Annotated in this window: 24 protein-coding genes; 15 read left to right on the forward strand and 9 right to left on the reverse strand. The window is 69.4% G+C overall.

Annotated features, from left to right (window positions below; translation table 11 throughout):
• The first annotated feature begins 2 nt into the window (after positions 1-2).
• The 6 genes from MILUP08_RS23405 to MILUP08_RS23435 all read left to right on the forward strand — a co-directional run bounded on the left by MILUP08_RS23405 (position 3) and on the right by MILUP08_RS23435 (position 5049).
• On the forward strand, positions 3-650 hold the full coding sequence (locus MILUP08_RS23405; protein WP_420329262.1) for a mycothiol-dependent nitroreductase Rv2466c family protein: 648 nt from the start codon (positions 3-5) through the stop codon (positions 648-650).
• Positions 631-1881, forward strand: a complete 1251-nt coding sequence (locus MILUP08_RS23410) for an MFS transporter (protein ID WP_007462355.1) — start codon at positions 631-633, stop codon at positions 1879-1881. Before MILUP08_RS23405 ends, MILUP08_RS23410 begins: the two co-directional genes overlap by 20 nt.
• Positions 1878-3494, forward strand: a complete 1617-nt coding sequence (locus MILUP08_RS36395) for a GNAT family N-acetyltransferase (RefSeq protein WP_007462356.1) — start codon at positions 1878-1880, stop codon at positions 3492-3494. The genes MILUP08_RS23410 and MILUP08_RS36395 overlap by 4 nt, the downstream gene beginning before the upstream one ends.
• Before the next feature lie 558 nt (positions 3495-4052).
• A complete protein-coding gene (locus MILUP08_RS23425) occupies positions 4053-4394 on the forward strand; it encodes a YrdB family protein (protein WP_007462359.1) in 342 nt (113 codons plus the stop codon).
• 128 nt (positions 4395-4522) lie between these two features.
• The gene (locus MILUP08_RS23430) at positions 4523-4717 is read left to right on the forward strand and encodes a hypothetical protein (protein ID WP_039906510.1); all 195 of its coding nucleotides are present in this window, start codon (positions 4523-4525) and stop codon (positions 4715-4717) included.
• A 2-nt stretch (positions 4718-4719) separates the two neighbouring features.
• Positions 4720-5049, forward strand: coding sequence for a DUF2568 domain-containing protein (locus tag MILUP08_RS23435; RefSeq protein WP_063827273.1), 330 nt, complete (start codon positions 4720-4722; stop codon positions 5047-5049).
• Between the two features lie 496 nt (positions 5050-5545).
• On the opposite strand, the gene MILUP08_RS23440 is transcribed toward MILUP08_RS23435, so the two are convergent.
• Positions 5546-6448, reverse strand: a complete 903-nt coding sequence (locus MILUP08_RS23440) for an IS5 family transposase (protein WP_007455974.1) — start codon at positions 6446-6448, stop codon at positions 5546-5548.
• A gap of 137 nt (positions 6449-6585) precedes the next feature.
• On the opposite strand from MILUP08_RS23440, the gene MILUP08_RS23445 reads away from it, so the two are divergent.
• Entirely contained in the window at positions 6586-6951 is a 366-nt protein-coding gene (locus tag MILUP08_RS23445; RefSeq protein ID WP_007462366.1) for a MerR family transcriptional regulator, read from the forward strand.
• Between the two features lie 46 nt (positions 6952-6997).
• Positions 6998-8014, forward strand: a complete 1017-nt coding sequence (locus tag MILUP08_RS23450; protein WP_007462368.1) for an NADPH:quinone oxidoreductase family protein — start codon at positions 6998-7000, stop codon at positions 8012-8014.
• 59 nt (positions 8015-8073) lie between these two features.
• Here MILUP08_RS23450 and MILUP08_RS34215 read toward each other — a convergent pair.
• Together MILUP08_RS34215 and MILUP08_RS23460 are read right to left on the reverse strand one after the other, a co-directional pair.
• Positions 8074-8977 (reverse strand): IS5 family transposase gene (locus MILUP08_RS34215; RefSeq protein ID WP_237747181.1). Its coding sequence is split into 2 segments (ribosomal slippage): positions 8074-8226 and positions 8228-8977, totalling 903 coding nucleotides; the frame shifts between segments, so codons are not numbered across the junction.
• A 166-nt stretch (positions 8978-9143) separates the two neighbouring features.
• Complete coding sequence (locus MILUP08_RS23460; RefSeq protein ID WP_007462372.1) at positions 9144-9740, reverse strand: TetR/AcrR family transcriptional regulator; 597 nt, start codon at positions 9738-9740, stop codon at positions 9144-9146.
• Positions 9741-9821: 81 nt separating this feature from the next.
• On the opposite strand from MILUP08_RS23460, the gene MILUP08_RS34875 reads away from it, so the two are divergent.
• The gene (locus MILUP08_RS34875) at positions 9822-11117 is read left to right on the forward strand and encodes a YbfB/YjiJ family MFS transporter (RefSeq protein ID WP_007462374.1); all 1296 of its coding nucleotides are present in this window, start codon (positions 9822-9824) and stop codon (positions 11115-11117) included.
• Positions 11023-11670, forward strand: coding sequence for an alpha/beta fold hydrolase (locus MILUP08_RS36080; RefSeq protein ID WP_007462375.1), 648 nt, complete (start codon positions 11023-11025; stop codon positions 11668-11670). The genes MILUP08_RS34875 and MILUP08_RS36080 overlap by 95 nt, the downstream gene beginning before the upstream one ends.
• 346 nt (positions 11671-12016) lie before the next feature.
• On the opposite strand, the gene MILUP08_RS23475 is transcribed toward MILUP08_RS36080, so the two are convergent.
• The 4 genes from MILUP08_RS23475 to MILUP08_RS33995 form a co-directional block, all read right to left on the reverse strand.
• Positions 12017-12433 carry a tetratricopeptide repeat protein gene (locus MILUP08_RS23475; protein WP_083915911.1) on the reverse strand — a complete coding sequence of 139 codons (417 nt, stop codon included), beginning with the start codon at positions 12431-12433 and terminating at the stop codon, positions 12017-12019.
• Between the two features lie 12 nt (positions 12434-12445).
• Complete coding sequence (locus tag MILUP08_RS37460; RefSeq protein ID WP_007462379.1) at positions 12446-12772, reverse strand: tetratricopeptide repeat protein; 327 nt, start codon at positions 12770-12772, stop codon at positions 12446-12448.
• Positions 12709-13431, reverse strand: coding sequence for a DUF7779 domain-containing protein (locus tag MILUP08_RS23480; RefSeq protein ID WP_144057003.1), 723 nt, complete (start codon positions 13429-13431; stop codon positions 12709-12711). Before MILUP08_RS23480 ends, MILUP08_RS37460 begins: the two co-directional genes overlap by 64 nt.
• Before the next feature lie 110 nt (positions 13432-13541).
• Positions 13542-14618 carry a cellulose-binding domain-containing protein gene (locus tag MILUP08_RS33995; RefSeq protein WP_007462382.1) on the reverse strand — a complete coding sequence of 359 codons (1077 nt, stop codon included), beginning with the start codon at positions 14616-14618 and terminating at the stop codon, positions 13542-13544.
• Positions 14619-14857: 239 nt separating this feature from the next.
• Between MILUP08_RS33995 and MILUP08_RS35505 the strand changes: the two genes are divergently transcribed.
• Both MILUP08_RS35505 and MILUP08_RS36890 read left to right on the forward strand, forming a co-directional pair.
• Positions 14858-15076, forward strand: a complete 219-nt coding sequence (locus MILUP08_RS35505) for a recombinase family protein (protein WP_007462386.1) — start codon at positions 14858-14860, stop codon at positions 15074-15076.
• The gene (locus MILUP08_RS36890) at positions 15057-15221 is read left to right on the forward strand and encodes a hypothetical protein (protein ID WP_007462388.1); all 165 of its coding nucleotides are present in this window, start codon (positions 15057-15059) and stop codon (positions 15219-15221) included. Before MILUP08_RS35505 ends, MILUP08_RS36890 begins: the two co-directional genes overlap by 20 nt.
• Before the next feature lie 315 nt (positions 15222-15536).
• Here the strand turns inward: MILUP08_RS36890 and MILUP08_RS23500 are convergent, their stop codons facing one another.
• Complete coding sequence (locus MILUP08_RS23500; protein WP_007462390.1) at positions 15537-16415, reverse strand: helix-turn-helix transcriptional regulator; 879 nt, start codon at positions 16413-16415, stop codon at positions 15537-15539.
• 101 nt (positions 16416-16516) lie between these two features.
• Here MILUP08_RS23500 and MILUP08_RS23505 point away from each other — a divergent pair, with 101 nt between their 5' ends.
• On the forward strand, positions 16517-17845 hold the full coding sequence (locus MILUP08_RS23505) for a multidrug effflux MFS transporter (protein WP_007462393.1): 1329 nt from the start codon (positions 16517-16519) through the stop codon (positions 17843-17845).
• Between the two features lie 164 nt (positions 17846-18009).
• Positions 18010-19053, forward strand: a complete 1044-nt coding sequence (locus tag MILUP08_RS23510) for an NAD(P)-dependent alcohol dehydrogenase (RefSeq protein WP_039906518.1) — start codon at positions 18010-18012, stop codon at positions 19051-19053.
• 323 nt (positions 19054-19376) lie between these two features.
• On the opposite strand, the gene lacZ is transcribed toward MILUP08_RS23510, so the two are convergent.
• A complete protein-coding gene (gene lacZ, locus MILUP08_RS23515) occupies positions 19377-23114 on the reverse strand; it encodes a beta-galactosidase, LacZ type (protein ID WP_007462396.1) in 3738 nt (1245 codons plus the stop codon).
• 536 nt (positions 23115-23650) lie between these two features.
• On the opposite strand from lacZ, the gene MILUP08_RS23525 reads away from it, so the two are divergent.
• A partial coding sequence (locus MILUP08_RS23525; RefSeq protein WP_144057192.1) for a transposase occupies positions 23651-24021 on the forward strand: 371 nt, incomplete at its 3' end.

A 24021-nucleotide genomic window follows, 5' to 3' on the forward strand; every position in this document is an offset into this window, starting at 1 on the left:
CCATGGAAGGTAACTTTCCTTCCATGGAAGATAACTTCGACCGCGCGTCGGTCCCGGTGGTCACGGCCTACGTGGATCCGTCCTGCCCGTTCGCCTGGATCACCTCCCGCTGGCTCATGGAAGTGGGGCGGCTGCGTCCGATCGACCTGCGGTTCGAGGTGATGAGCCTTTCGGTCCTCAACGAAGACCGCGAGCTGGAGCCCTGGTACCGCGCCTTCAACGACCGCGCGTGGGGGCCGGCGCGGGTGTGTGTGGCAGCCGCAGTGCACCACGGCCCGGCGGCCCTTGCCCGCCTCTACCCGGCGCTCGGCCGCCGCATTCACGACGAGGGCGACAAGGACTTCGCCACCGTCGTCCCGGCGGCCCTGGTCGAGGCAGGCCTGCCCGCCGACCTCGCCGATGCCTCCCACCGCAGCGACCTCGACCCGCAGATGCGCGCCGGCACCGCCAAGGCTCGGCAACTCGTCGGCGAGGACCTCGGTACCCCGACCGTCGTGGTCGACGGCGTCGCCTTCTTCGGCCCGGTGCTGACCTCCATCCCCCGCGGCGAGGAGGCCCTGCGGGTCTTCGACGGCGCCCGCCTGCTCGCTGGCTGCCGGGCCTTCTCCGAACTCAAGCGGGCCCGCTCCGATGGCCTCAGCTTCGCCTAGCCCGGCCGCGCTCACCGCGGTCCCTCGCCGGCGGCCGGCCACCACCCTGCTCCGGGCACAGCTTGTCACCGCCGTGGGCGACGGCTGCTTCTACGTGACCTTCGTCGTCTACCTGGTGCAGGTCGGCGACCTGAGACCGGCGCAGGTCGGCGGCCTGCTGACCGTCGCGTGGGGGGCCGGCTTCCTCCTCACCCATCCGCTCGGAGCCCTGGGCGACCGGATCGGACTGCGGCGGGTGACCATCCTGCTGTCCGTGGCCACCGCGGCCGCCCTGCTGACATTGGCGTCGGCACCGAAACCCTGGTTGGTCTCGTCCGCCTGCGTCGCGTACGCGATCGCCCAGAGCGGGGCCGGCGCGACCCGGCAGGCCCTGCTGGTCTCCCTGGTGCCGTCCACTCAACTGGTCACGGTGCGAGCAGGTATCCAGACCGCCGTCAACGCCGGCATCGGGCTCGGCGCCGCCTTCGGAGGGCTGGCGCTCCTCTCCGGTACGCCGACCGTCTACCGCGCCGCCCTGGTCGGTGACGCGGCGCTCTTCGTCGTGAGCGCGATCATGCTCACCCGGCTGCCGCCCGCCGCGCGGGCCCCGGTACGGACGGGCCGCGGATGGGACGCCCCGCGGGACACCCGCTACGTGGTGGTGGCAGCGCTCAACGCGGTGCTGTACCTGTACATGCCGATGCTCAGCGTGCTGCTACCCCTCTACCTGACCAGCCGCACGGCGGCGCCGCGCTGGATCGTGGCGGCGGTCTTCGTCGTCAATACCCTCGGCGTCCTCGGCTGGCAGCGCCGGACGGCCCGACGGGTGATCACCCTGGCCGAGGCGACCCGGGCCATCCGCCTCGCCGGCCTCGCCCTTTGCGCAGCCTGCGTGCTCTTCTGGACGGCGACCGCCACCACCGACCCTGCCGTCACCACGGGTCTCCTCCTCGCCGCAGTGGCCGTGCAGGTGGCCGGCGAGCTGCGACTGGCCGCCGGGTCGTGGTGCGTCGGATTCGCGTTGGCTGATCCCACCCGCCCGGGGCAGTGGCAGGGCGTGTATTCCAGCGGCGTCCCGCTCGCTCGGGCCGTCGGGCCGGCCGCCCTGACCACCCTGGTGATGGTCTGGTCCGGTCCGGGGTGGCTCGTTCTCGGGCTCGTCTTCCTGGCCACCGGGCTCACCACGACCCTCGCTGTCACCTGGGCCGCGCACCGCCGGCCCTTTCAGAGACTCGACCCGGGAGCCACATGACCACTTCGACACCGACCCTTCAGGAGAAGGCCCGGCGGCTGCGTACGCTGCACGACGAGTCGAGGATCCTCGTGCTTGTCAACGCGTGGGACGCTGCCTCGGCCCGTGCCGTGGCAGCCGTGCCGGGGTGCCACGCGATCGCGACGGCGAGCCACTCCATCGCGGCGGCCCACGGCTACGAGGACGGCGAACAGATCCCGGTCGAGCTCGCGCTCGCGGCCATCGCCCGCATCGCCGCCGCCGTGGATCTTCCGGTGACCGCCGATCTGGAGGGCGGCTACGGCGACGTGGCGGCGACGGTTCGCGCCGCGATCCGCGCCGGCGCCGTCGGCGGCAACATCGAGGACGCCATGCGGCCCGTCGACCAGGCAGTGCGGGCGGTACGCGCGGCGGTGGCCGCGGGCCGCGACGAGGGCGTGCCCTTCCTGCTCAACGCCCGCACGGACGCCTACCTCACCGGCCCGCCCGAGACCGCCCTCGCCGCCTCCGTCGAACGCGGCACCGCCTACCTCGCGGCCGGCGCCGACTGCGTCTTCGTGCCCGGCTGCAGCGACCCGCGCGACATCCGGAAACTCGTCGCCGCCTTCGGCCCGGGCCGTCTCAGCCTGCTGGGAATGCCCGCCCTGCCCGCGCCCGCCGAGTTGCAAGCACTTGGTGTCGCCCGGGTCTCCTACGGTCCGTACCCCCAGGCGGTGGACGCTGGATGCCCTCACCAGCAGAGCCGCGACGCTGCTCGCTGCAGCGCCCGACCGGCGGGCCAGCGACGCCCGCCCACGTCCGTGACCGACGGCACGCACCACCGCGCTATGTCGCCGCACCGGTCCTACCGAAGAGAAGGAACACCTGCCGCCATGACGTTCGACCTGAACACCCGCGACCGGTCGGCGACCGCCTCCGACACCTCCCTGCGCCAGGCCCGCAACTCCGCCGCCTTCTGGACGGCCGTCGGCCACGCCCGTGGTCACACCGTGATCCGGCGCCGCGGCTTCCTCGCGGTCGCCGGAGATGAGCGCGCGGGCCTGCGCATCCTGGTCCAGGAGCCCGACCTTGGTCGCGAGGAACTCGCGGAGCTGATCGACCTGGCCGGCCGGGCATCCGGCCCGATCGACGCGGAGGATCCGTTCAGCGCCACGGACCTGAGCAACCTCGACATGCACGGTCGGCAGATGCCGATCATGCTGCGTGCGCCCGGTGCGGTCGCCGAGGCGACGATGCAGGTGATCCCGGTACGGACCGAGGAGGACCTGCGCGCGGCCGAACAGGCCGTGATCGCGGCCTTCACACTGTCCAGGTTCGAGCCCTACCGGGCCGGTGAGATGTTTCCCGCGGCCCTGATCCACCAGCCAGGTGTCGACGTGTTCCTCGCCAGACTGGACGGCGAGGTCGCCGGGGCGTGCGTCACGACGGTGGAAGGCGGGTACGGCAGCCACTACTGGGTGGGAACGGCGCCGGCGTACCGCTCCCGGGGCGTGGGGCGCGCGATCATGCTCGGCTCCCTGGTGTCGATCACCGGCCTGCCGGTCACCCTGACCGCGTCCCGGCTGGGCAGGCCCCTGTACGAGTCCCTCGGCTTCCGGGTCACGGCGACCTCGACCTGGTGGTCGTCCCGATGACGCAAGCCCTCTCCGGCACTCCTCCGCCGGGGCGACCCCGCCGGCGTCGACGCGAGGACGTCGGACTCCCGCGCCGACAGCTCGATCTGCCGACTGTTGCGGAACACCCGCCGTCGAGCCGGGTCGAGCAGCAGGTCATCCGCGCGGAACTCCGCCGGCACGGGTCCGACGACCCCGGTGCGGCGCGAGCAGCCGAGCGAGGATCTCGTCGAGCGGGAACAGCTCGGCCAGGTAGTCAGGCCGCGGTTACCGCCGTCGTGCACGCCTACTGAGACGACGGCCTGACCGCCGAGACCGAGCGGCAGGCCCCACCGAGACATGAACGGAAGTTCGCCGATGCCGAGGATCACTCTGCGGCAGGGGCAGCTTCGCCAGCGGCTCGGGCGGTCGGACAGCCGACGGCACGGCTATCTACAACATCGACAACGACGCCAAGGGCGACTTCGTCCGGGAGCTGACCGGATCGCCGTCGATCGGCTGATCACGGACCGCCCCGCCGGCCTGGGCGCAGGCGCCCCCCGGCCGTGGCGTGGCCGGCCGCCAGGGAGGGGCACGACGATGACGGGTCGTGGATTCTACGACGCCAACGAGGTACTGGCGTTTCTGCTTGAGCTTGCCGCTTTGGCGGTGTTCGCCTGGTGGGGTTTCACCCGGGGCGCGCATGTCGTCGTACGGCTCGCCCTGGGCCTCGGTGCACCGCTGGCGGGTGCAGTGCTGTGGGGAATGCTCGCCGCGCCCAAAGCTGTACTGCAACTGCCGCTCCCTGCCGTGCTAGCAGTCAAGGCGGCGTTCTTCCTGACGGCTGCGCTGGCCTTGGCCAAGGTACGGAACCTCACCGTCGCCGCATTGTTGGCACTGCTCGTGGCGGTCAACCTCACCGTGGCAACGGTGGTCCGCTGATGCCGGTAGCGGCCCGGACGGCGGAAGCGGTCCGGGCGTGCAGGCCACGTCGGACGAGCCGTAGCCGCCAGGGTGGCTGCGGTGCTCACCAGTGCTTCTCGCCGGGGCGGGCGTACCGTCGATCGCTGGTGACCAACCTGCGCGAACCCGGCCGGATGGCCGCAGTACGCGGCGTGTTCACGTCGATGACGCCACATGGGACCGACCGGGCCGGCGCGGTCACGCAACCGGTGCTGGTGCTCGTGGGTGACAAGGACCGCGCCGCCTTCCGTTCCTGGCCCGACATTCGGCTGGGTACGTACCACAAGGGTCGGGGGTGGTGACCGTGCTCCGGGGACTCGGGCTGCTGCTGATCTTCCTGCTCGAACTCGCCGTGCTGACGATCGGTGCGCGCTGGGGCTGGATGCTGGATACGCCCACCGCCGTTCGGCTGCTCGCTGCCATCGCGGTGCCGCTGCTGCTCGCCGGGCTCTGGGGTGCCCTCGGCTCACCGAGGGCCCGGGTGCCGCTGCTCCCACCGGCCAAGCGCGCGGTCCAAGCCGGCTGGTTCGTGCTCGGCGGTGCGATGCTCGCCCTACTAGGACATCTGCGGCTCGGTCTCGCCCTGGTCGTCGTCTGGGTGACCGTCACCATCCTGCTGCGCCGCGACCCCTGACCCGCCCGGAAGCGCGGCAACGGCACGGCGCGCCGGCTACGCCGTCCCGGACGGCCTTCTCGACCAGGTTCGGCACGCTCCGGATAGGCGTACGGGTGCCCCTGGTAGCCACCGCGACCGAGGCCACGGCGGCTCGGCTCCGCCTTGGCCGAGGTCGAGCAGACCCAGCGTCCACCGGGCCCACGCCCGGCCGGCCGCCTTCGGTGCCGTCCAGCGCGGAGGCCACCAACTCCTTGCAGCGCGCCTCATCGCCGGCGACCGCAGCCAACACGACATCTCTTCGCTCCGTCGTAGCGAATGCTGGAAGATCGTGGCGCTTCTAGGGCCTGTTTCATAAGGGCGGTCGAGCCGAGGCGGAGTCCGGGCGGCGATCCGGCAAGGCGCGGTTTCGTTCGGATACCGGTGTTGTATCCGGACGAAACCGCAACGCCGCCGGTCGTCGTCCGGGCCCGCCGCAGGCCGGCCAGTCCTTATGAAACAGGCCCTAGCCCGTGTTTCATAAAGCTCGGAGGTACTGGTTGATGGCGGCGATGGTCAGGGTGGCTTCGTAGCGGACGGCCAGCTTGTCGTAGCGGGTGGCCATGGCGCGGTGTTGCTTGAGCTGGTTGATGCCGCACTCGACTGCGTGGCGTCGGCGGTAGGTTTCAGGACTGAAGGCGGGTGGCCGGCCGCCGCGGGAGCCTTTCGCGAGGCGGTGGGCGTCTTGGTCGCTCTTGCTCGGGATGCAGGCCTTGATTCCGCGTCGGCGCAGGTATGCGCGGTTGGCCTTGGACGTGTAGGCCCGGTCCGCCAAGATCTGCTGCGGGCGGGTCCGGGGCCTACCGGGCCCGGACCGGGTGACGCGGATACGGTCGAGGACCGTGGTGAATTGCGGGCTGTCACCGCGATGTCCGGCCGTGACGACGGTGGCCAGGACCTTGCGGCCCTGTTCACAGGCAAGATGAGTCTTGGTGGTCCACCCGCCCCGCGACCGGCCCAGCGCGTGATCGGCAGGCTCGGCATGGATCCCGCCGGGTGGTTCTTTCTGCCGATCGCCGTCACGACGGGCACCGGCGGCGTGTTGATGGGCGCGGCTGATCGTGGAGTCGACGCTGACGCTCCAGTCGATGCGCCCGGCCGCGTCGGCGGCGGCTTGGAGCCCGGCCAGGATGCGGGCCCAGGTGCCGTCACGTTGCCAGCGGCGGAACCATCGATACAGCGTTTGCCATGGGGCGTAGTTCGCGGGCACGTCGCGCCAGGGTGCACCGGTGCGTACCCGCCACCGTATGCCGTCGATGATCTGTCGTCTGGTCCACTTGCACGGTCTTCCCCGCGACGATTCCGCAGGCAGCAACGGGTGCAGGTGCTGCCACTGGATGTCGCTCAGGTCATGCCGCGCCGCCGCCGCTAGGCTGGCCACGAGGTCTCCGGTATTCAGGTTTGCTTGGTCGCTAACCCACTTACCGGAGACCTCTTCAGTTATCGATCACCGCCACGCCGTGACCTCACCCGGCCCACGCCCACTTACGAAACACGGCCTAGGCGTTGGCCGCAGGTATGAAGATCAGCGAGGCTTCCAGAGCTAGCGGTGTGAGTGCCCGATCGTTGCGGCACTACGAGGATGAGGGCTTGATCGTCTCTGGCCGTTTCAGCAATGGGTTTCGCGATTATTGTCAGTCAACGATTGATCGGGTGCTCGTCATCCGCTCGCTGCTGGAGTCCGGGCTGCCCGTGCGGTTGATCAGGGAAGTCCTGCCCCGCCTCACTGACGGCTCCGATGCTGGCGCCGAGGCGGCGTGCGCGGAGTTTCTGCACGAGGTTCAGAGCTATCGCGATCGGCTCGCTGCTCGCATCGCCATTCTGAGCGGTCAGCAGGCGGCACTCGACGCCTACCTGCGAGAGGCCCGGCGTATTGATCTCTGACCGGCACTTGACCTTGACGTAAGTGTCAGACTCCTATCTTCGGTGCATGGACATCAACGAGCAGCGGCACACGGCGGAGCAGACGGTACGAGCGCTGGTCCAGCGGTCGCACCGGGGGCCGAAGGATCTGACCCTCACGACCGATCATCCCCGCCCCACCCCTGGGCCCGGCGAGTACCTGGTCCGCGTCGGTGCCGCCGGGGTCAACTTCGCTGACGTCATGCAGACGCATGGAACCTATGGCGGAGGCCCGCAGGCACCCTATGTGGCGGGCTTTGAGGCCGCCGGCGAGATTGTGGGTGTCGGCCCGGACGTTGAGAGTCCGCTTCAACTCGGCACACACGTCGTCGGAGCCGGTCCGGGGGCCTTCGCGCAGTACATGACGATGCCGGCCGGGGGTGTGGTTCCGGTGCCGTCCGGCTGGAGCGACGCCGAAGCCCTCGGCCTGGTGCTGAACTGGGCCACCGCCTTGGCGGCACTGAAGCCGTTGGGGGAGATAAAGATGGGCGAGGTGGTGCTCGTACATGCCGCGGCCGGAGGCGTGGGCCAGGCCGCCGTTCGCCTCGCCCGCCACTACGGTGCGCGCGTGCTCGCCGCGGCGTCACCCGCGAAACACGACACCGTCAAGGCCCTCGGCGCCGACGATGTCCTGGACAGCCGACGCCCGGATCTGGCCGAGGAGATCACCCGCCTGACGGGCGGGGTCGATCTGGTCCTGGAATCGGTCGGACAGGCCACATTCAAGGTCAGCCTCTCGGTCACCAAACCCTTCACCGGACGAGTTGTCGTATTCGGTGCCGCTTCCGGCGACGCCACCCTGACCACACACGATCTGGTCTTCACCCACCAGGTCCAACTCAAAGGTCTGCACATCGGTGCGCTGGCGACCGCAGCCCCGTCCCTCTACCAGTCGGTGCTTGTCGAGATCGAGTCGCTCATCGCTCACGGCGTGTACCCGCCCGGTACCCCCCACCTGCATCCCCTCGCCGAGGGAGCATCGGTGCTGCAGCAACTCGAAGCGGGCCAGACCCGGGGCAAGCTCGCCCTCGATCCCTGGCGTTAGGAACGCCTGACGATCTCGCCGGCCGTTCGGCGGGTCGGTTATCACGACTAGCCCGTGTTTCATAAAGCGCGGAGGTACTGGTTGATGGCGGCGATGGTCAGGGTGGCTTCGTAGCGGACGGCCAGTTTGTCGTAGCGGGTGGCCATGGCGCGGTGTTGCTTGAGCTGGTTGATGCCGCACTCGACTGCGTGGCGCCGGCGGTAGGTCTCAGGGGTTGAAGGCGGGTGGCCGGCCGCCGCGGGAGCCTTTCGCGAGGCGGTGGGCGTCTTGGTCGCTCTTGCTCGGGATGCAGGCCTTGATTCCGCGTCGGCGCAGGTATGCGCGGTTGGCCTTGGACGTGTAGGCCCGGTCCGCCAAGATCTGCTGCGGGCGGGTCCGGGGCCTACCGGGCCCGGACCGGGTGACGCGGATACGGTCGAGGACCGTGCTGAATTGCGGGCTGTCGCCGCGGTGTCCGGCCGTGACGACGGTGGCCAGGACCTTGCGGCCCTGTTCGCAGGCGAGGTGAGTTTTGGTGGTCCATCCGCCTCGCGAGCGGCCCAGCGCGTGATCGGCAGGCTCGGCATGGATCCCGCCGGGTGGTTCTTTTTGCTGGTCGCCGTCACGGCGGGCGCCGGCTGCGTGTTGATGGGCGCGGCTGATCGTGGAGTCGACGCTGACGGTCCAGTCGATGCGCCCGGCAGTGTCGGCGGCGGCTTGGAGCCCGGCCAGGATGCGGGCCCAGGTGCCGTCACGTTGCCAGCGGCGGAACCATCGGTACAGCGTTTGCCATGGGGCGTAGTTCGCGGGCACGTCACGCCATGGCGCACCGGTGCGTACCCGCCACCGTATGCCGTCGATGATCTGTCGTCTGGTCCACTTGCACGGTCTTCCCCGCGACGATTCCGCAGGCAGCAACGGGTGCAGGTGCTGCCACTGGATGTCGCTCAGGTCATGCCGCGCCGCCGCCGCTAGGCTGGCCACGAGGTCTCCGGTATTCAGGTTTGCTTGGTCGCTAACCCACTTACCGGAGACCTCTTCAGTTATCGATCACCGCCACGCCGTGACCTCACCCGGCCCACGCCCACTTACGAAACACGGCCTAGGCGCGACTGGCCCCGAGGTTGCCGCTGACCAGCGAGGCGCAACGTCAGCGACGTCCGCTCGGCCGGTTGGCGGGCAGCAGTGCGAGGGCGGCCTGCTTGGCGTGGTGGCCAGCACCGGCCCGGTCGTGGTGGGCGGCGACCAGGGTTGCGCCCTCGACCAGCAGGAGCAGTTGTCGCCCGAGAGCGTCGGGGTCGGCTGCGCCGGCGCGCTCAGCGATCGCGGTCAGCAGGCCGAGGCGGCGGTCCAGATGGCGAGCGGTGACGGCCTGTACCGCCTCGACCTGGTGTTGAGCGGCGGCGTTCTGCATCGCGCAGCCACGGAAGGTGGGTTCCTCGTACCACCGTTGGAGTTCGTCGAAGACGGCGGCGAGCTGCTCGCGGGGATCGTCCCCGGCTGCGGCCGCGGCCCCGGCGATCCAGGCCGTCACCCGCTCGCTGCGGGCCTCCAGCACCGCCTGGATGAGACCGTCCTTGGTGCCGAAGTATCGGTAAACGGTTTCCTTCGACACGCCGACGCGGGCGCACAGTTCGGCGACGCCGATGCCGTCGAGGCCCCGCTCGTACAGCAGTGGGGCGGCGGCGTCGATGATGCCGGCGCGGGTGCGCTCCGGGTCGATCGTCGAACCCTTGGGAACTGGCATGGCAGAGATAGTACCGTACGGTTCTTTCTGCTGCTACCATCGCTCAGTTCGTACCGATCAGTTCGATGATGTGGAGGGCTCATGACGGCGACCGCGCCCGCGAGTGTGTGGCGCGCCGCACGGCTGGCCCTGGGCACCGCCGCCGCGCTCGGCCTGGCACGCTTCGCCTACGGGATGCTGCTGCCGGCCATGCGCGACGACCTGAACTGGACGCTGGCCGCTGCCGGCGGAATGGGGACAGCGAACGGGCTCGGCTACCTGCTGGGCGCGCTGCTGACGAACCGGTTGGTACGCCGAGTCGGTGCCGCCACCGCGTTCCGCGCTGCCATGGTGCTGACCGCCGCGTCGCTGGTGGCGACCGCGGTCAGCGGCGATTACCTTGTGCTGCTGGCTCTCCGAACGCTGTCCGGCGCGGCCGGAGCGGTGGTGTTCGTCGCGGGCAGCGTGATCGCGTCCCGCCTCGCCGCAGACGCCGCCTCGGCTACTCCCCTCACCGTCTACTTCGCCGGCGCTGGGCTGGGCATCGTGGTCAGCGGCTTGGCCGTACCCCTGCTCGGCGTGCACTGGCGGCTCGCCTGGGTGGCCCTGGGTGCTGCCGCCGCCGTAGCGACCGGGGTGAGCTGGACCGCGGCCAGCTCCGCCGGTGCCCGGCAACCCGAGGTCGGCCGCGCCCGACTCCGGCCACTCCTGCCCGCGGCCCTGGCTTACCTGCTGTTCGCCGCCGGCTACATCACATACATCACCTTCCTCTCCGCCTACCTGGTCGAACGGCACAGCTCCGTGTTGCAGGTGATGCTCACCTGGACGGTGCTCGGAACGGCGGTGGCGGCAGCGCCCGCCGTCTGGACCCGCCCGATCGCCAGGTGGCCCGGCACCCGCGCCCTGGCCATCCTGCTCGCCGTCCTGAGCGGCGGAGCGGCACTGGCGCTGACGTCATCCGCGACACCTGTCGTCCTGGCCTCCGCCCTCATTTACGGGGGGACCTTCATGGGCGTGCCGGCCGCGATCACCGCCCTCATCAGGGCTCACACTCCGAGCGCTGACTGGACCGCCACGCTCGCCGTCTTCACCGCAGTGTTCGCCGCCGGCCAGACCGCCGGTCCGTGGCTCGCCGGTCTGGTCGCCGACCACACCTCCACCGCGGCCACACTCGGGTGGACCGCTGTCCTGTGCGCCGCCGCAGCATTGAGCGCCCTCCTCGGACGACTCGCCACCCTGGACACCACCCTCAGAACCAACCGAAGGAGCAAGCCCGATGTCGAACTTTCTACTCGTCCCAGGGATGTGCCACGGTGGATGGTGCTTCGAGCACGTCACCCGGCGGCTGCGCGACCTGGGACACACCGTCCACCCGCTGACGTTGACCGGCGTGAGTGAACGCAGCCACCTGCTGCACGGCACGGTCAACCTCGACACGCACATCCAGGACGTGGTCGCCCTCCTCGAAGGCGAGAACCTGCACGACACGGTGCTGGTCGGGCACAGCTACGCCGGGATGGTCATCACCGGCGCCGCCGACCGGGCACCGGACCGGATCGACTCGCTGGTCTACCTCGACGCCGTGGTACCCACCGACGGCGACTCCTGCTGGTCACTGGTGTCCGACCAGGAGCGGAGGTGGTATCTGGAGGTGGATGAGACCGGCTCCGCGTCCCGAACACTGCCGTTCTTCGACGCCCGGGCGACGCCGCACCCGCTCGCCTCGGTGCTCCAGCCACTCCGACTCACCGGCGACCCAGGACAGGTCCGCCGCCGGGACTACGTCTACGCCGCCGGGTGGGCCGACCAGTCCCCGTTCACCACGATCTACCAGAAGCTCAGCGCGGAGCCCGGCTGGACCACCCATGCTCTTGCCGGCGGACACAACCTCATGGGTGACACACCGGAGGAGCTGACGAAGATCTTGTCCGACGTTGCCGCGTCCCGCTGAGCACGCATCCGGTGACCCACTCCGGAAGGTCGCGCCGGTCACGACGTCGACGTGCAGCGTGAGGCCCGGTGTCCAGCCCAAGGCCCGCAGCAGCGCACGAGCGGTGACGCGGCCGGCGGCGTCGGGTCGGCCCACGTCGAACAGCACGCCATCACTCGTGCGGGCGGAGGGCGCGGACAATGTCGGCAGCGGTGCCGGCTCCGGCGACGCGACCGGCCGTGGGGTGAGTACGAGAGCCTCGGCGAGCTGCTCGTCGGGCCGGCGAGAGCGCGGCCTGCCGGGGCTCACCTCTAGATCAGGCAAGTACGGCTGGAGTACTAGCGCCGCCGGACAGCGTGCCCAGCGGTCAGTGCCCGCTGGGGTCCGAACGAACTCGTGCCAGTGCCTGGGACAGTCGCTCGATCTGGCCCGTCGCACGGACGCCCTGCACCCCCTGCAGGATCACGGCTGCTTCGGCCTGGTGCTGCTCGACGCGCCTGGTGTCACCCTGCCGAGCGTACGACAGGGCCAGCCCTTCGTGGCAGGTGGCGGCCCACAGGTGACTCGGTCCGACCGACGCCACGTACACATCGAGCGCTTTGCGGCAGGCCTGCATTGCCTCCACGGCGTCGGCGGTTTGGGCGAGCGCAATGCCGATCCAGGACATGCTGTACGCGTAGCGGGGATGGTGCTCCCCGTACAGGACCTCGTAGGTTTCCAACGCGCGACGGTGGCAGGCGAGCGCTTCCTCATGTCGGCCCTGTCCCTGGAGCGCCTCGCCCAGTCCGTCGTACGCCTAAGCGACGCGGGGGTCATGCGGGTCGGCGTAGAGGTTGTGGATGTCAAGCACCTCGCGATGAGCTGCCTCCGCGTCGGCATACCGACCGAGGCCGCTTAGCGCGTGACCCTCGGCGTTCCGGGTCGCCGCCACCGGTGGGCTGGACGTACCGAGGACAAGGGTGCGGATCCTCTTTGCCTCGGTGTACGCCTTCAGTGCTTCGTCGAAGTGGCCGAGCCCGCGCAGCGCATGGCCGATGCCGTCGTACGCGTGGGAAACCTTCAGGTCCTCGCAGCCAGGGCGTGCCCGCGGAGGTCCATCGCGTCCGCGAGTCGACGCCGCCACCGTGTTCGGCTCGACGCCCGTTCCATCGCCATGGTCATCAGCTGCTCGACAGCCCGGAACCTTCGACGCGCTGCCAGGAAGTGTCCCGCCCGGTTCATGACCTCAAGCAACGCGTCGGAGGTCGAGCGGTCGTCGGAGTGCTCGACGAGCGCGAGGACGTGTGGCAGATACCGCTCGCACTCCGCCCAGCACGCGTCGGACTCCACGTTATTCGGGAACACCTGGGCGAGCGAACTCGCGACGCGCCCAGCAACTTTGCGGTAAGTCCTCGGCGACATCTCGGATCGGGTCATCGCCTGCACAAGCCGATGCACGGAGACGCTGCTGTCGGAGCGGTTCACCAGCGAGTACGCCCGCAACGTCGTAACAGCGTCGTCTGCTTTGTCGGACGCCGATCCGCCGCGCGACGAGAGGGTCAGACGGCGGCTCGCGGCGAGGGACAGTAGGTCGAGGGATATGTCCTGGGGAGCGAGGAATGCTGCGGCCGACAGCATGTCGACGGCGGCACGGGAGCGTCGGCGGGCGGCCTCGACCGACATCGACCAGGTGCCGGCGGCGGTGTACCCCCGCAGTCGCTTGTGCGTCCGCCGCAGCTCGTTGGAGCGGTCACGCAAGCTTTTTGAGGCGACCGCCGCAGGTTCACCCACCACGACGGTCACCGCCAACCCCGATGGCCTGGCCGAATTGACCCAGAGCGCCGTGCCGATTCGCAAACGTATCGACGGCTAGTGGAAGGACCTTGGTCAGCCCTTGACGGAGGGCCGAGGCGTTAACGGATGGTGAAGGTCAGCGGGTTCGAGATGCCGAGGCCGCCGTGGGAATCGTGGACCCGCACGGTGAAGGTGGACGACGTGCCGGCCGACAGGGCCGTCTGGAACTGGTAGCGCTGTCCGCTGTTGGTCGGCGTCACGGCCAGCCGGGTTGCGCCGAGGTAAAGCTCCACCCGGCTGACGAGGTCCCCGGGATCGGTGTCGGCGACGTCGGCGACCAGCGTGACGGTCGTCGGCTCGAGGAAGTAGGTCTGCCCGCCGGGGGTGCTCAACGCCACCGCCGGCGGGTGGTTGGTGCCGGTGGACGCCGGCGTCACCACCGTGACCAGCAACGGCGGCGCAGCGCCAGACAGCGACTGGTCGGTGCCGGCCGAGACGTACAGCACGAAGGTGGTGCTGGTGCCGGGCTCCCCGATGGGTGGTGTCCACAGCGCCTCGTACCGGTCACCGGTCGTCCTCACCCCCCGGGCCGCCGTGACGCCGTCCACCTGGAACGACACCGAGGTGATGCCGTGTCCGCCTCCCACGGTCGCGGTCGCCGCCAGCAGGACGGTTCCCGGCGTGGTGTACACCGCGCCGGCGGTCGGGCTGAGCCAGGTGACGATCGCCGGGTAGTCAGCGACCGGCGGTGTGGTCGTCCGGGTCGGCGTCACGCTGGGCAGGACGCCGCCGGTGCACGTGACGCCGTTGAGCGTGAACGACGCCGGTATGGGGTTGCTGCCCGACCAGGCGCCAACGAAACCGATGTTCGCGGAGCCATCGGTGCCCAGGGTCGCGTTCCAGCCCAGATTGGTCGCGCTGACCTGCTGGCCCGCCTGGGCCCAGGTGGCGCTCCAGGTTTGCGTGAGCCGCTGGTCGACTGCAGGGAACGCGAACCGCAGCGTCCACCCGTTGACCAGGTCACCCAAGTTGGTGACCGCGATGTCAGCGTGGAAGCCACCGGTCCACTGGCTGGTGACGACGTAGTTCACCCGACACCCGGCCGCCGCGTTCGCCGCACTGGCGTGTGAGATCGCGGCCGTCATCGCGACCATGGCAACAGCGATGGCGGCCACAGCAGTCAGCGACTTCCGCATGGCACACCTCGCCGAAGATAGTTAAACGTCTATGAATATGTCGACTGTCCTGCTGCTCCGCCTTCCTGTCAAGGCACGCACGGCAGTCCTGCCGCCGGCAGGACAAGGACAGCCTGCCCATGGCTGATCGGCAGCGGCCACAGCGCCGAGCAGGCAGAAGAGTGGATAGCGCAGCTTCCCACCTGGACCGCGACTGACCGCCAGGTCCTGGACGACTTCGCGTCAAAGAACGCAACGAAGTGGGCGGCCAAGTCCCAGAACAAGCAACGCCCGACGAGGTCCTTCTCGACGTCGACGACGTCGCGCTCGGTCACACCGGTGTCATGCGCTGGAACCCGCGGGACAAGTGGGTCATCTCCAAAGGGACCACCCACCCACCGATCATCGAAGAGACCACCTTCGAACAGGCGCAGACACTGCTCGCACGACACGCGCCAAGTGAGGCAATGGCGGGCTGAAGGCTATACATGGCGGGCCATCGCTGCCTGCGCCGACGACGCGTGGGGCACCGACTCCCACGGCAACCAACTGTTCGGCGAAGACCTGTGCCTGGAGAGTGCGCGGCTGCTCGGCGAGAATCCGAACGCCGACCCCTGGAACTGATCGCCCGTCCGTCTTCGCGGCTTCTTCGCGGCGCGGCCTGAGGGCAGCATGCGCCCTTGCGCCTGGCAGCGGCGGCGGACCCGGCCGTCGCTGCAGGCCGACGTCCGGGACTGTGGTCGGCCGGCATGTTGCGTCCGCAGCACGACAGCTTCGATGCCGGACCACGGCACCACCGCAAGTGACCACAAGCGCGTCCAGCAATGGCCGCTCCGCGCCTGGTAACCCGTCGACTACAGGGTCACCGCGACAGCCGAAGGCGATGTCGACCTCGAGGCCTACACGCCCCGCAGAAGGTCACCCGCGATGTGATGGCCGTTACAGCGGATGCACCGACTCGTCGCTGTCGACGGCGGTGGCGGCCCAGGAGGCGAGAAGAGCCAGCGCCTGGGCGGTCGGTGAGGCCGGCTCGGCGGCGTAGATGGTCAGGGTGAGGTCCGGCTCGGCGCGCAGGTCCATGCTCTCGTACGCCAGGGTGAGCTCGCCGACGACGTGGTGGTGGAACTTCTTGGTGCCGGTGCCGTGGGTGCGCACGTTGTGGGCGCCCCAGCGGCGGCGGAAGTCGTCGCTGCGGGTGGACAACTCGCCGACCAGGTCGTGTAGGCCCTTGTCGTGTGGGTCCTTGCCGGCTGCGGTGCGCAGGTTCGCGACGGTCATGTCGGCGGCAAGGTTCCAGTCGGGGTAGAAGCGGCGGGCGGCGCTGTCGAGGAAGGTGAACCGGCCGAAGTTGGGCACGTTCGCCGGGTCGATGTAGAGGTCGCTGTACATGGCTCGGCCGAGGTGGTTGGCGGCGAGCAGGTCCTGCCGGTTGTTGACCAGGATCGCCGGGGTGGTGATGGCGTCGAGCGACCATTGCAGGCTGGGCCGGGCGGTCCACTGCTTCGGTCGGCGGCTCGGCCGCAGCAGCGCGTTGCTGCCGTTCGCCTCCTGTGCGAGGCGGAGCAGGTGGGTCCGTTCGGCGTCGTCGAGCTGCAGTGCCCGGGCGATGGCGTCCAGCACGCTGGCGGAGACACCGGCCAGCTGACCGCGTTCGAGTTTCGCGTAGTACTCGACGCTCATCCCGGCCAGCGCGGCAACCTCACTGCGCCGTAGCCCTGGCACCCGTCGCTGCCCGGAGGTCGGGATCCCGGCCTGCTCCGGGGTGATCTTGGCGCGGCGGGTGGTGAGGAACTCGCGTGCTTCGACTCGGTTGTCCACGACTTCGACGATACGACGGGCCGCGGAGAGGTGCGATGTACTGCTGGTACACCCATCGTCAGGGCCTTTTCCGGGTGCGGCGTGCGAGATCTGCTTGATGCATGACCGCGGTATCAACCACCCGGATGGACGAGACGTCCCCGCTCACGTCCGCCACCGAAGCCAGTGTCGTTCCCGACCCGGTACGCCGTCAGGCCCGGATCACCTCCGCCCTGGTCGCGACCGTGATCCTCCTGACCGCGATCGCCCCGCTGGCGACCGACATGTACGTGCCAGCGTTCCCCCGCGTCGCCGGGGACCTGTCGGCGTCCGCGACGCAGGTGCAGCTCACCCTGACCACGTTCTTCGTCGGGATGGCGTTGGGCCAGTTGATCGGCGGGCCGGTCTCCGACCAGCGCGGCCGGCGCCGGCCGCTGATCGCCGCGATCGTGATGATGAGCGTTGCCTCGGTCGTCTGTGCTCTCGCCCCGTCCATCGGCGTGATGATGGTCGCCCGGCTGGTGCAGGGCTTCAGTGGCGGCTGGGCGATGGTGATCGGCCGGGCGGTGATCGTCGACCTGGCGGCCGGCGCGCGGCTGGTTCGCCTGCTGAACGTGATCGCCGGTGTCGGCGGCGTCGCCCCGATCGCCGGTCCGCTGCTGGGCGCGGTCATCCTGCAGATGTCGCACTGGCGGGTGTCGTTCTGGGTCGTCGCGGCCCTGGGTGTGGTGATGACGCTGGCGGTGCTGCTCGCCGTGCCGGAGTCGCTGCCGTTCGATCGCCGCCACGGTGGTGGCCTGCGGGCGTTCGCCGTTGCCGGGCGGCAGGTCCTCGCTCAGCGCCGTTACGTCGGGTACCTGCTGGTCAGCGGTTCAGCGATGGGTGCGCTGTTTGCGTATGTCGCCACCTCCGCGTTCGTGTTGCAGTCGATGAATGGAATGTCGCCCATCGCGTACTCGGTCGACTTCGCCGTCAATGCCGGCGGCATGACGGTGGCGGCTCTGATCGCCGCACGGCTGGCCGGGCGGGTCGCCACCCGCAAGGTCATTCTCGTCGGGCAGGCCGCGGCCCTCGCCGCGGGTGTGGCGATGCTCGTCGGCGCGCTGTGGCTCGGCACACCGATGCTGCTCGCGGTGGTCTGCTTCTTCGTGCTGATGAGCGCCCAAGGCCTCATCGGCCCCAACGGCGGCGCGCTCGCCTCTGCGGAGGTGCCCGAGCATCCCGGGACCGGTTCGGCGATTCTCGGGTTCGTCCAGTGGGTCGCCGCCGGGATCATCGCCCCGATCGCCGGGCTCGGCGGCGAGCACACCGCTGTGCCGATGGCACTGCTCATGGTCGCCGGCGCGGCGCTCTCGATGATCGGCCTGCTCGTGCTGGCCCGCCCGGAAAAGACGGCGGCGGCGGGCGCCGCAACAGCAGGTAACGGTGTCCTGCACCACAGCGCGCCCTGAACTCCAGGGCCGTACCGGACCCTTCCTTGCCGGCCTGATCGGCTGGAGCAGCGCCCCCGCTTGTGTAAGGGGTACTGGCAGTACACCCATTGGCAGAGACTCGCAGCGCCGCCGCACCTGTGGTGAGGTGCAGGTAGGTCAGCATCACGTCACCGGAGGACATCATCTTCACCGTCAACGCCATCGCCGCGCCTTCTGCCACCGAACCGCTCGTGCGTACCACTATCGAGCGGCGGGACCTGGGCCCGCGCGATGTTCTCATCGAAATCCGCTACGCCGGCATCTGCCACTCCGACATCCACACCGTGCGCGGCGACTGGGGCAGCGTTCCCTACCCGCTCACCGTTGGCCACGAAATCGTCGGCCGGATCACCGAGGTCGGCGCCGACGTCACCCGCCACGCCGTCGGCGACCGCGCTGGTGTGGGCTGCATGGTCAACTCGTGTCGCGAGTGCGAGAACTGCCGCACCGGAAACGAGCAGTACTGCCTCAAGGGCAACACCCAGACGTACGCGGGCGTCGACCGGGACGGCACCGTGACCCAGGGCGGGTACTCGACCCACGTCGTCGTGGACGAGGACTTCGTGCTGCGGGTGCCGGAAAGCATCCCGTACGAGGCGGCCGCGCCGATGCTGTGCGCGGGCATCACCACCTATTCTCCGTTGGCGCACTGGAACGCTGGCCCCGGCAAGAAGGTCGCCGTGGTGGGCCTCGGTGGTCTGGGCCACATGGCTGTCAAGATCGCCGCGGCGATGGGCGCTGAGGTGACCGTGCTGTCGCAGACGCTGGGCAAGAAGGACGACGGCCTGCGCTTCGGCGCCGAGCACTACTACGCCACCAAGGACCCGGCGACGTTCGAGGCGCTCAAGAACAGCTTCGACCTGATCATCAACACGGTCAGCGCACCCATCGACATGGCCAGCTACCTCGGTCTGCTGCGTCTGGACGGCACGCTTGTCAGCGTGGGCGCCCCGCCGGAGCCGCTGCCGGTGCCGGTGTTCGCGTTGTTCGGCAATCGACGCTCGTTTGCCGGCTCCAGCATCGGCAGCATCGCCGAGACGCAGGAGATGCTGGACTTCTGCGCCGAGCGCGGCATCGCTCCCGAGGTCGAAGTCATCGGCGCCGAGGCCGTCAACGACGCGTACGAGCGGGTCCTCGCCTCGGACGTGCGCTACCGGTTCGTCATCGACATCGACACCCTGCGCTGACCTTCTCTGTTGTGCGCCAGGGCCCGTCGAACGGCGGACCCTGGCGGAGTCAGGCCGCGGCGACCACAACAGGAAGGTACTCGGCGACAGTCGGCACGGCAGGCCGGTTACTGCCGGTGAGGTCGGCGGCGGTAAGGCCGAGATGCTTGAGCATCGTTCGGGGGCTCTCACTGGATGTGCGGCTGATCGTCAAGGGCTTCAAACCCTCACCTGACGACGCGGGTTGAGCGATTGTTCGGAATAGGGTGGTGGGTCAACGGGGACCGACCTGGCGCAGGTACCTCGGTACCTGCGCCAGGTTGGTCCGCACCCGGACTACCGGCTCACACGCGCTGGAGGGTGAAGCGCTGGTTGGCACCGCCGCCCGGGGTCCACTGCGAGATGCGGGCGCCGTCGGCGGTCGACGCGTTGAACACGTCCATCGCCAGGCCGCTCTGGCGGTTGACCAGGCTCACCGTGCCGCCGCCCTGGTCCACCACGCGCCACTGCTGGCTCGCGGCGTTGGAATCGGGTTGCTGGCTGATGTCGGCGCTGGTGCTCGAACTCGCGACCTGCAACACCAGGCCGCTGTGCCGCGCCCGAATCCGGTAGTAACCGCTACCCGAGTCGACGAAGTCGAACTGCTGGTTGAGCCCGCTGGACACCGACCACTGGATCAGCAGCGCGCCGGCCGCGGTGGACGCGCCGTTGATGTCCGCAGCCTTGCCGCTGTGCTGGGCCACCAGCCGGTAGTACACGCCGGTCTGCGGACCGCTGCCGCCGCCCGCCGTCTCCACCGGTCGCCGGGACAGCGCCAGGGCTTGGCCGACATCCGGCAGGGGCCGCAGCCGGTAGGTGTAGGAGTAGTCCCGGTTGGCGAACAGCTTGTACTGGTCCAGAGTCTGCGCGCCCCAGCTGTCGTTGCCGCCGACACCCATCTGGCGGTGGTTGAGCCGCAGCACGACCTCCGACCGCCGCGTCAACTGGTAGTCGTGCCGGGCACCGGTCGACAGGTCCTCCGGGGTGTAGTGCGACGCGTTCACCTCCAGCAGCGGTTCGCCGAACGCGAGCAGGCCACGGCCGCTGCCGTTGACCAGCGCTACCCACCGCACGTCGGTCTTGTTGCCGTTCTCCTGCGGCCGGATGTAACCGGTCCACTGCCCCGAGACGGTCGAGGAGTACACACCGACGTCGGACCCGCTGTTGCGGTCCCAGTGGTTCTCCTCCGGCCCACGGCCGTAGTAGCGCACCTGCTCCAGGTCCGCGGGCAGGAACAGGATCGTGCCCACCTCTGGGATGTACGGCAGGCTGGTCGCCCCGGGGTGCAGGGTGTTGTCCACCTTGATCTCCCCGTTGCCGTACACCGTGTACGTCGTGGTGTACGTCGACGTGGTGCTGGTCGGCAGGGTGCCGGTGACCGCGATCCGGACGGCGCGGTCCGACGGCTTGCTGACGGAGAACCCGGTCACTTTCCGGTCCAGGCCGGCACGCCGCCAGGTGCCGTTGCGGCTGGGCTGGCCGTTGCCCCGGTCGTTGTCGGTGGGCGCGCGCCAGAAGTTCGGCACCGGGCCGGAGTTGACCAGCCGCACGCCCATCGCGTCGAACGAGCTGATCGTGCCGGTCGCCTTGGCGAAGACGACGGTGAAGTCCGTGCCCGCGACGGTGACGCGGTCACTGGCCTCGGTGACCGTCAACGCCGGCACGTCCGCCATCGGCGTCGGCACGAGGGGCGGGCTGGAGAAGTTCACCGGGAGCTGTTGCCGCGCCACCTCGTACCCCGCGTCGGCCCAGGCCGTGGTGGTCGTAAGTGTGAACGACAGTTCGAGGAAGTACTCCTCCCCCGGCGCCGGGGCGGTCGGCCGCTGCACGGGCAGCTGCACGGTCTTGCTCGTCAACGGGGCGATGTCGAGCTGCGCGGCGGTGAGGGCTCCACTTTGGACGACCGTGCCGTCGGCGACCAGCGCCCACCGGCCGGTGAACTCGTTGACGTTGGTGAACAGGTACTCGTTGGTGATCTTGATGACCCCGCTGGTGACGTCCGCGCCCGCCGAGACGTTGATCGCCTGGTAGATCCGCTTGACCTCGGCCGCCTTGCCGGACGGCCGCCGGTCCGCGGTGACGATGCCGTTGGCACAGAAGTTGCCGTCGTTGGGGTTGTCACCCCAGTCGCCGCCGTACGCGAGGTAGGTCCCGCTGCTGCCCGACGGGATCGGCCGGCGCAGGCCCTGGTCGACGAAGTCCCAGATGTACCCGCCTTGCAGGACCGGATAGCGCCGGACGATGTCCCAGTACTCCTTGAAGTTGCCGGTGGAGTTGCCCATCGAGTGCGCGTACTCGATCATCACGTACGGGCGGGTGTCGGAGGTGTCCCTGCCGCGGCTCTCGACCGTCGACGGGCTCTCGTACATCCGGGACCGGATGTCGCTGACCTCGCGCCGGTTGTCGCCCTCGTACTGGATGATCCGGGTCGGGTCGGCCGAGCGGATCGCGTTGCGCATCGCCACGAAGTTGCTGCCGCCGCCCGCCTCGTTGCCGAGCGACCAGATGACGACCGACGGGTGGTTCTTGTCGCGGTGCACCATCTGGACGGCCCGGTCCACGACGGCCGCGGTCCATGCCGAGTTGGAGCCGGGGTAGCTGCCCGACACGCCGTGGGTCTCCAGGTTGGCCTCGTCCATGACGTAGAGGCCGTACTCGTCGGCGAGGTCGTACCACACCGCGTTGTTGGGGTAGTGCGAGGTCCGGACGGCGTTGATGTTGAGCCGCTTCATCAGCTTGATGTCGGTGACCATGTCCTCGCGGGTCAACGCCTGCCCGCGGTCGGGGTTCGTCTCGTGCCGGTTGGTGCCGCGCAACGACACGGGCTGACCGTTGATCCGCATCAGGCCGCCCGAGATCGTGAACTCGCGGAAGCCGACCCGTGCCGACGCGGTCTGGGTGACCGCGCCGGACGGGTCGCGCAGTTGCAGCACGGCGGTGTAGAGGTTCGGGTGCTCGGCCGACCAGAGCTTCGGGCCCTGGACGGCCTGGGAACCCTGCGCCGTCGCGTCCTGCCCGACCGGCACCGCGCCCACGTTCACCGGTACCCGCAGGGGCGATGGCCAGACGGCCTGCCGGTTGGCGTCGTAGAGCTGGACCTCCACCGAGTACGTCCCCGACTGCTGCGCGCCGCGGTTGCGCACCGCGACCTTCACCGCCAGGTCGGCGTTGGTGTAGTTGTTCCGCAACGGGGTGGTGAGCGTGAAGTCGCGCAGGTGCACCGCGGGCGCCGAGTACAGGAAGACCGGCCGGAAGATCCCGGACAGCCGGATCATGTCCTGGTCCTCCATCCAGTCCCCGTCCGGGAACCGGTAGACCTCGACCGCGACCAGGTTGGAGCCGGCCCGGACGTAGTCGGTGACGTCGAACTCGGCCGGCGTATACGAGCCCTCGCGGTACCCGACCTTCGTTCCGTTGACCCACAGGTAGAACCCGGACTTGACGCCCTCGAAGTGCAGGTGGACCCGCCGCCCCTGCCAGGCGGCCGGGAGGTCGAACTGCCGGCGGTACTGGCCGACCGGATTGAACCGCGTCGGCGCGAACGGCGGCTGGGCGTTCTCGTTCTGCCCGTTGGCGCCCCACCAGGGGTAGGTGTAGTTGGTGTAGATCGGGAAGTCGTAGCCGTGCTGCTGCCAGTTGGCGGGCACCGGGATGGTCTGCCAGGCGGTGTCGTTGACGTCGGTGCGGTAGAAGTTCAGGTCACGGTCGGCTGGCTTGGCGACGTGCTTGAACCGCCACGTCCCGGTGAGGTCGAGCCGGTACGGCGACGTGGTGCGGTCAGCGTCCAGCGCCTGCTGGAGGTCGGCGTACGGCATGGAGGTCGAGTGCGGTGGCTCCGAGTTGACCTCGAAGATCCCGATGTTGTTGTTCCACTCCGGGTAACCATTGGGCGGGTCCACCCACGCGGCCGCGACTTCGGGTGCCGCGCCGGGCGCGCCCGACGCGATCCCGCCCGGCAGGGCCACGGCCCCCAGAGCGGCGAGCCCCCCGCCGAGAACGGTACGCCGGCGGATAGATCGTCCTTGGTCCTGCGGGTCGGTCATGAGCGTCTCCCGTGAGTGCGTGGAAGTGTGGTGGCGGCGTTTTCGCGGTGTCGCGTCTACGGGAATACGCCGATCACCGGACCCCTCGTCACTATCCGCCGGGCCCGCCAAAGCGGAGATGTCCGACATGGACTCATTCGCCGGCGTCATGCCTGCGAAGCAGGACCTTGATCGGTGAGCAATCCTGTTCGCGAACCGATTCGACAGCACGATAAGCAGGGTCGATTCGTAGTGTCAAGCGAAGCTTGTCCATGGCTTGCGACGAATGAAGAGCGCAAAACCGGAAGATTTCCAGGCCCCAACCGGGTGCTCCACCGCGCGATGACCTGCTATTCCGCTTCCGTGGTGTCCGACGGGTAGCGGCGGACTCGACTGCTGGGCTGTGACCGGCGACGGGGTGCCATGACGCGACTGGCGAGGCCGGATGAAAGCCCTCCGACGCCGCGCAGCGTGGACGTCGCGCAGCTGGCCGGCGGGTCCTAGTACTGCAACGGCAGTAGGCGAATCGAGTTCGACTCGTGTTCGTTGGTCCGACTGTGACGGATGTTGATGTCGATCGTTGGCATGGAGAGTTGGACCGGCTGCATGCCCGGATCGGGCCCAGGTTTCGGCGGTCGGAGCCGCGGCTGCGGGTCCGTCAGTACCTGTGTGGGCTGGTCTCTGGTCTGGGTCGTAAGAACGGCTGGACCTTGGCTGAGCAGGCCGGGGATGCGTCGCCGGACGGGATGCAAAGGTTGTTGCGGTGGGCGGACTGGGACGTCGACGCGGTCCGCGACGATGTGCGGGACTACGTGGTCGAGCACCTCGGCGACCCGGCCGGAGTGCTGATCGTCGACGACACCGGGTTCCTGAAGAAGGGCACCCGGTCGGCCGGAGTGCAGCGTCAGTATTCCGGCACCGCCGGGCG

The organism is Micromonospora lupini str. Lupac 08, assembly GCF_000297395.2.
Taxonomy (GTDB): Bacteria; Actinomycetota; Actinomycetes; order Mycobacteriales; family Micromonosporaceae; genus Micromonospora; species Micromonospora lupini.

What these genes read in the sequence shown, in the direction of transcription:
- MILUP08_RS23405 (WP_420329262.1), top strand. Translation starts at nt 3, where the DNA reads ATGGAAGGTAACTTTCCTTCCATGGAAGATAACTTCGACCGCGCGTCG.
- MILUP08_RS23410 (WP_007462355.1), top strand. Translation starts at nt 631, where the DNA reads ATGGCCTCAGCTTCGCCTAGCCCGGCCGCGCTCACCGCGGTCCCTCGC.
- MILUP08_RS36395 (WP_007462356.1), top strand. Translation starts at nt 1,878, where the DNA reads ATGACCACTTCGACACCGACCCTTCAGGAGAAGGCCCGGCGGCTGCGT.
- MILUP08_RS23425 (WP_007462359.1), top strand. Translation starts at nt 4,053, where the DNA reads ATGACGGGTCGTGGATTCTACGACGCCAACGAGGTACTGGCGTTTCTG.
- MILUP08_RS23445 (WP_007462366.1), top strand. Translation starts at nt 6,586, where the DNA reads ATGAAGATCAGCGAGGCTTCCAGAGCTAGCGGTGTGAGTGCCCGATCG.
- MILUP08_RS23450 (WP_007462368.1), top strand. Translation starts at nt 6,998, where the DNA reads ATGGACATCAACGAGCAGCGGCACACGGCGGAGCAGACGGTACGAGCG.
- MILUP08_RS23460 (WP_007462372.1), bottom strand. Translation starts at nt 9,740, where the DNA reads ATGCCAGTTCCCAAGGGTTCGACGATCGACCCGGAGCGCACCCGCGCC.
- MILUP08_RS34875 (WP_007462374.1), top strand. Translation starts at nt 9,822, where the DNA reads ATGACGGCGACCGCGCCCGCGAGTGTGTGGCGCGCCGCACGGCTGGCC.
- MILUP08_RS36080 (WP_007462375.1), top strand. Translation starts at nt 11,023, where the DNA reads ATGTGCCACGGTGGATGGTGCTTCGAGCACGTCACCCGGCGGCTGCGC.
- MILUP08_RS33995 (WP_007462382.1), bottom strand. Translation starts at nt 14,618, where the DNA reads ATGCGGAAGTCGCTGACTGCTGTGGCCGCCATCGCTGTTGCCATGGTC.
- MILUP08_RS23505 (WP_007462393.1), top strand. Translation starts at nt 16,517, where the DNA reads ATGACCGCGGTATCAACCACCCGGATGGACGAGACGTCCCCGCTCACG.
- lacZ (WP_007462396.1), bottom strand. Translation starts at nt 23,114, where the DNA reads ATGACCGACCCGCAGGACCAAGGACGATCTATCCGCCGGCGTACCGTT.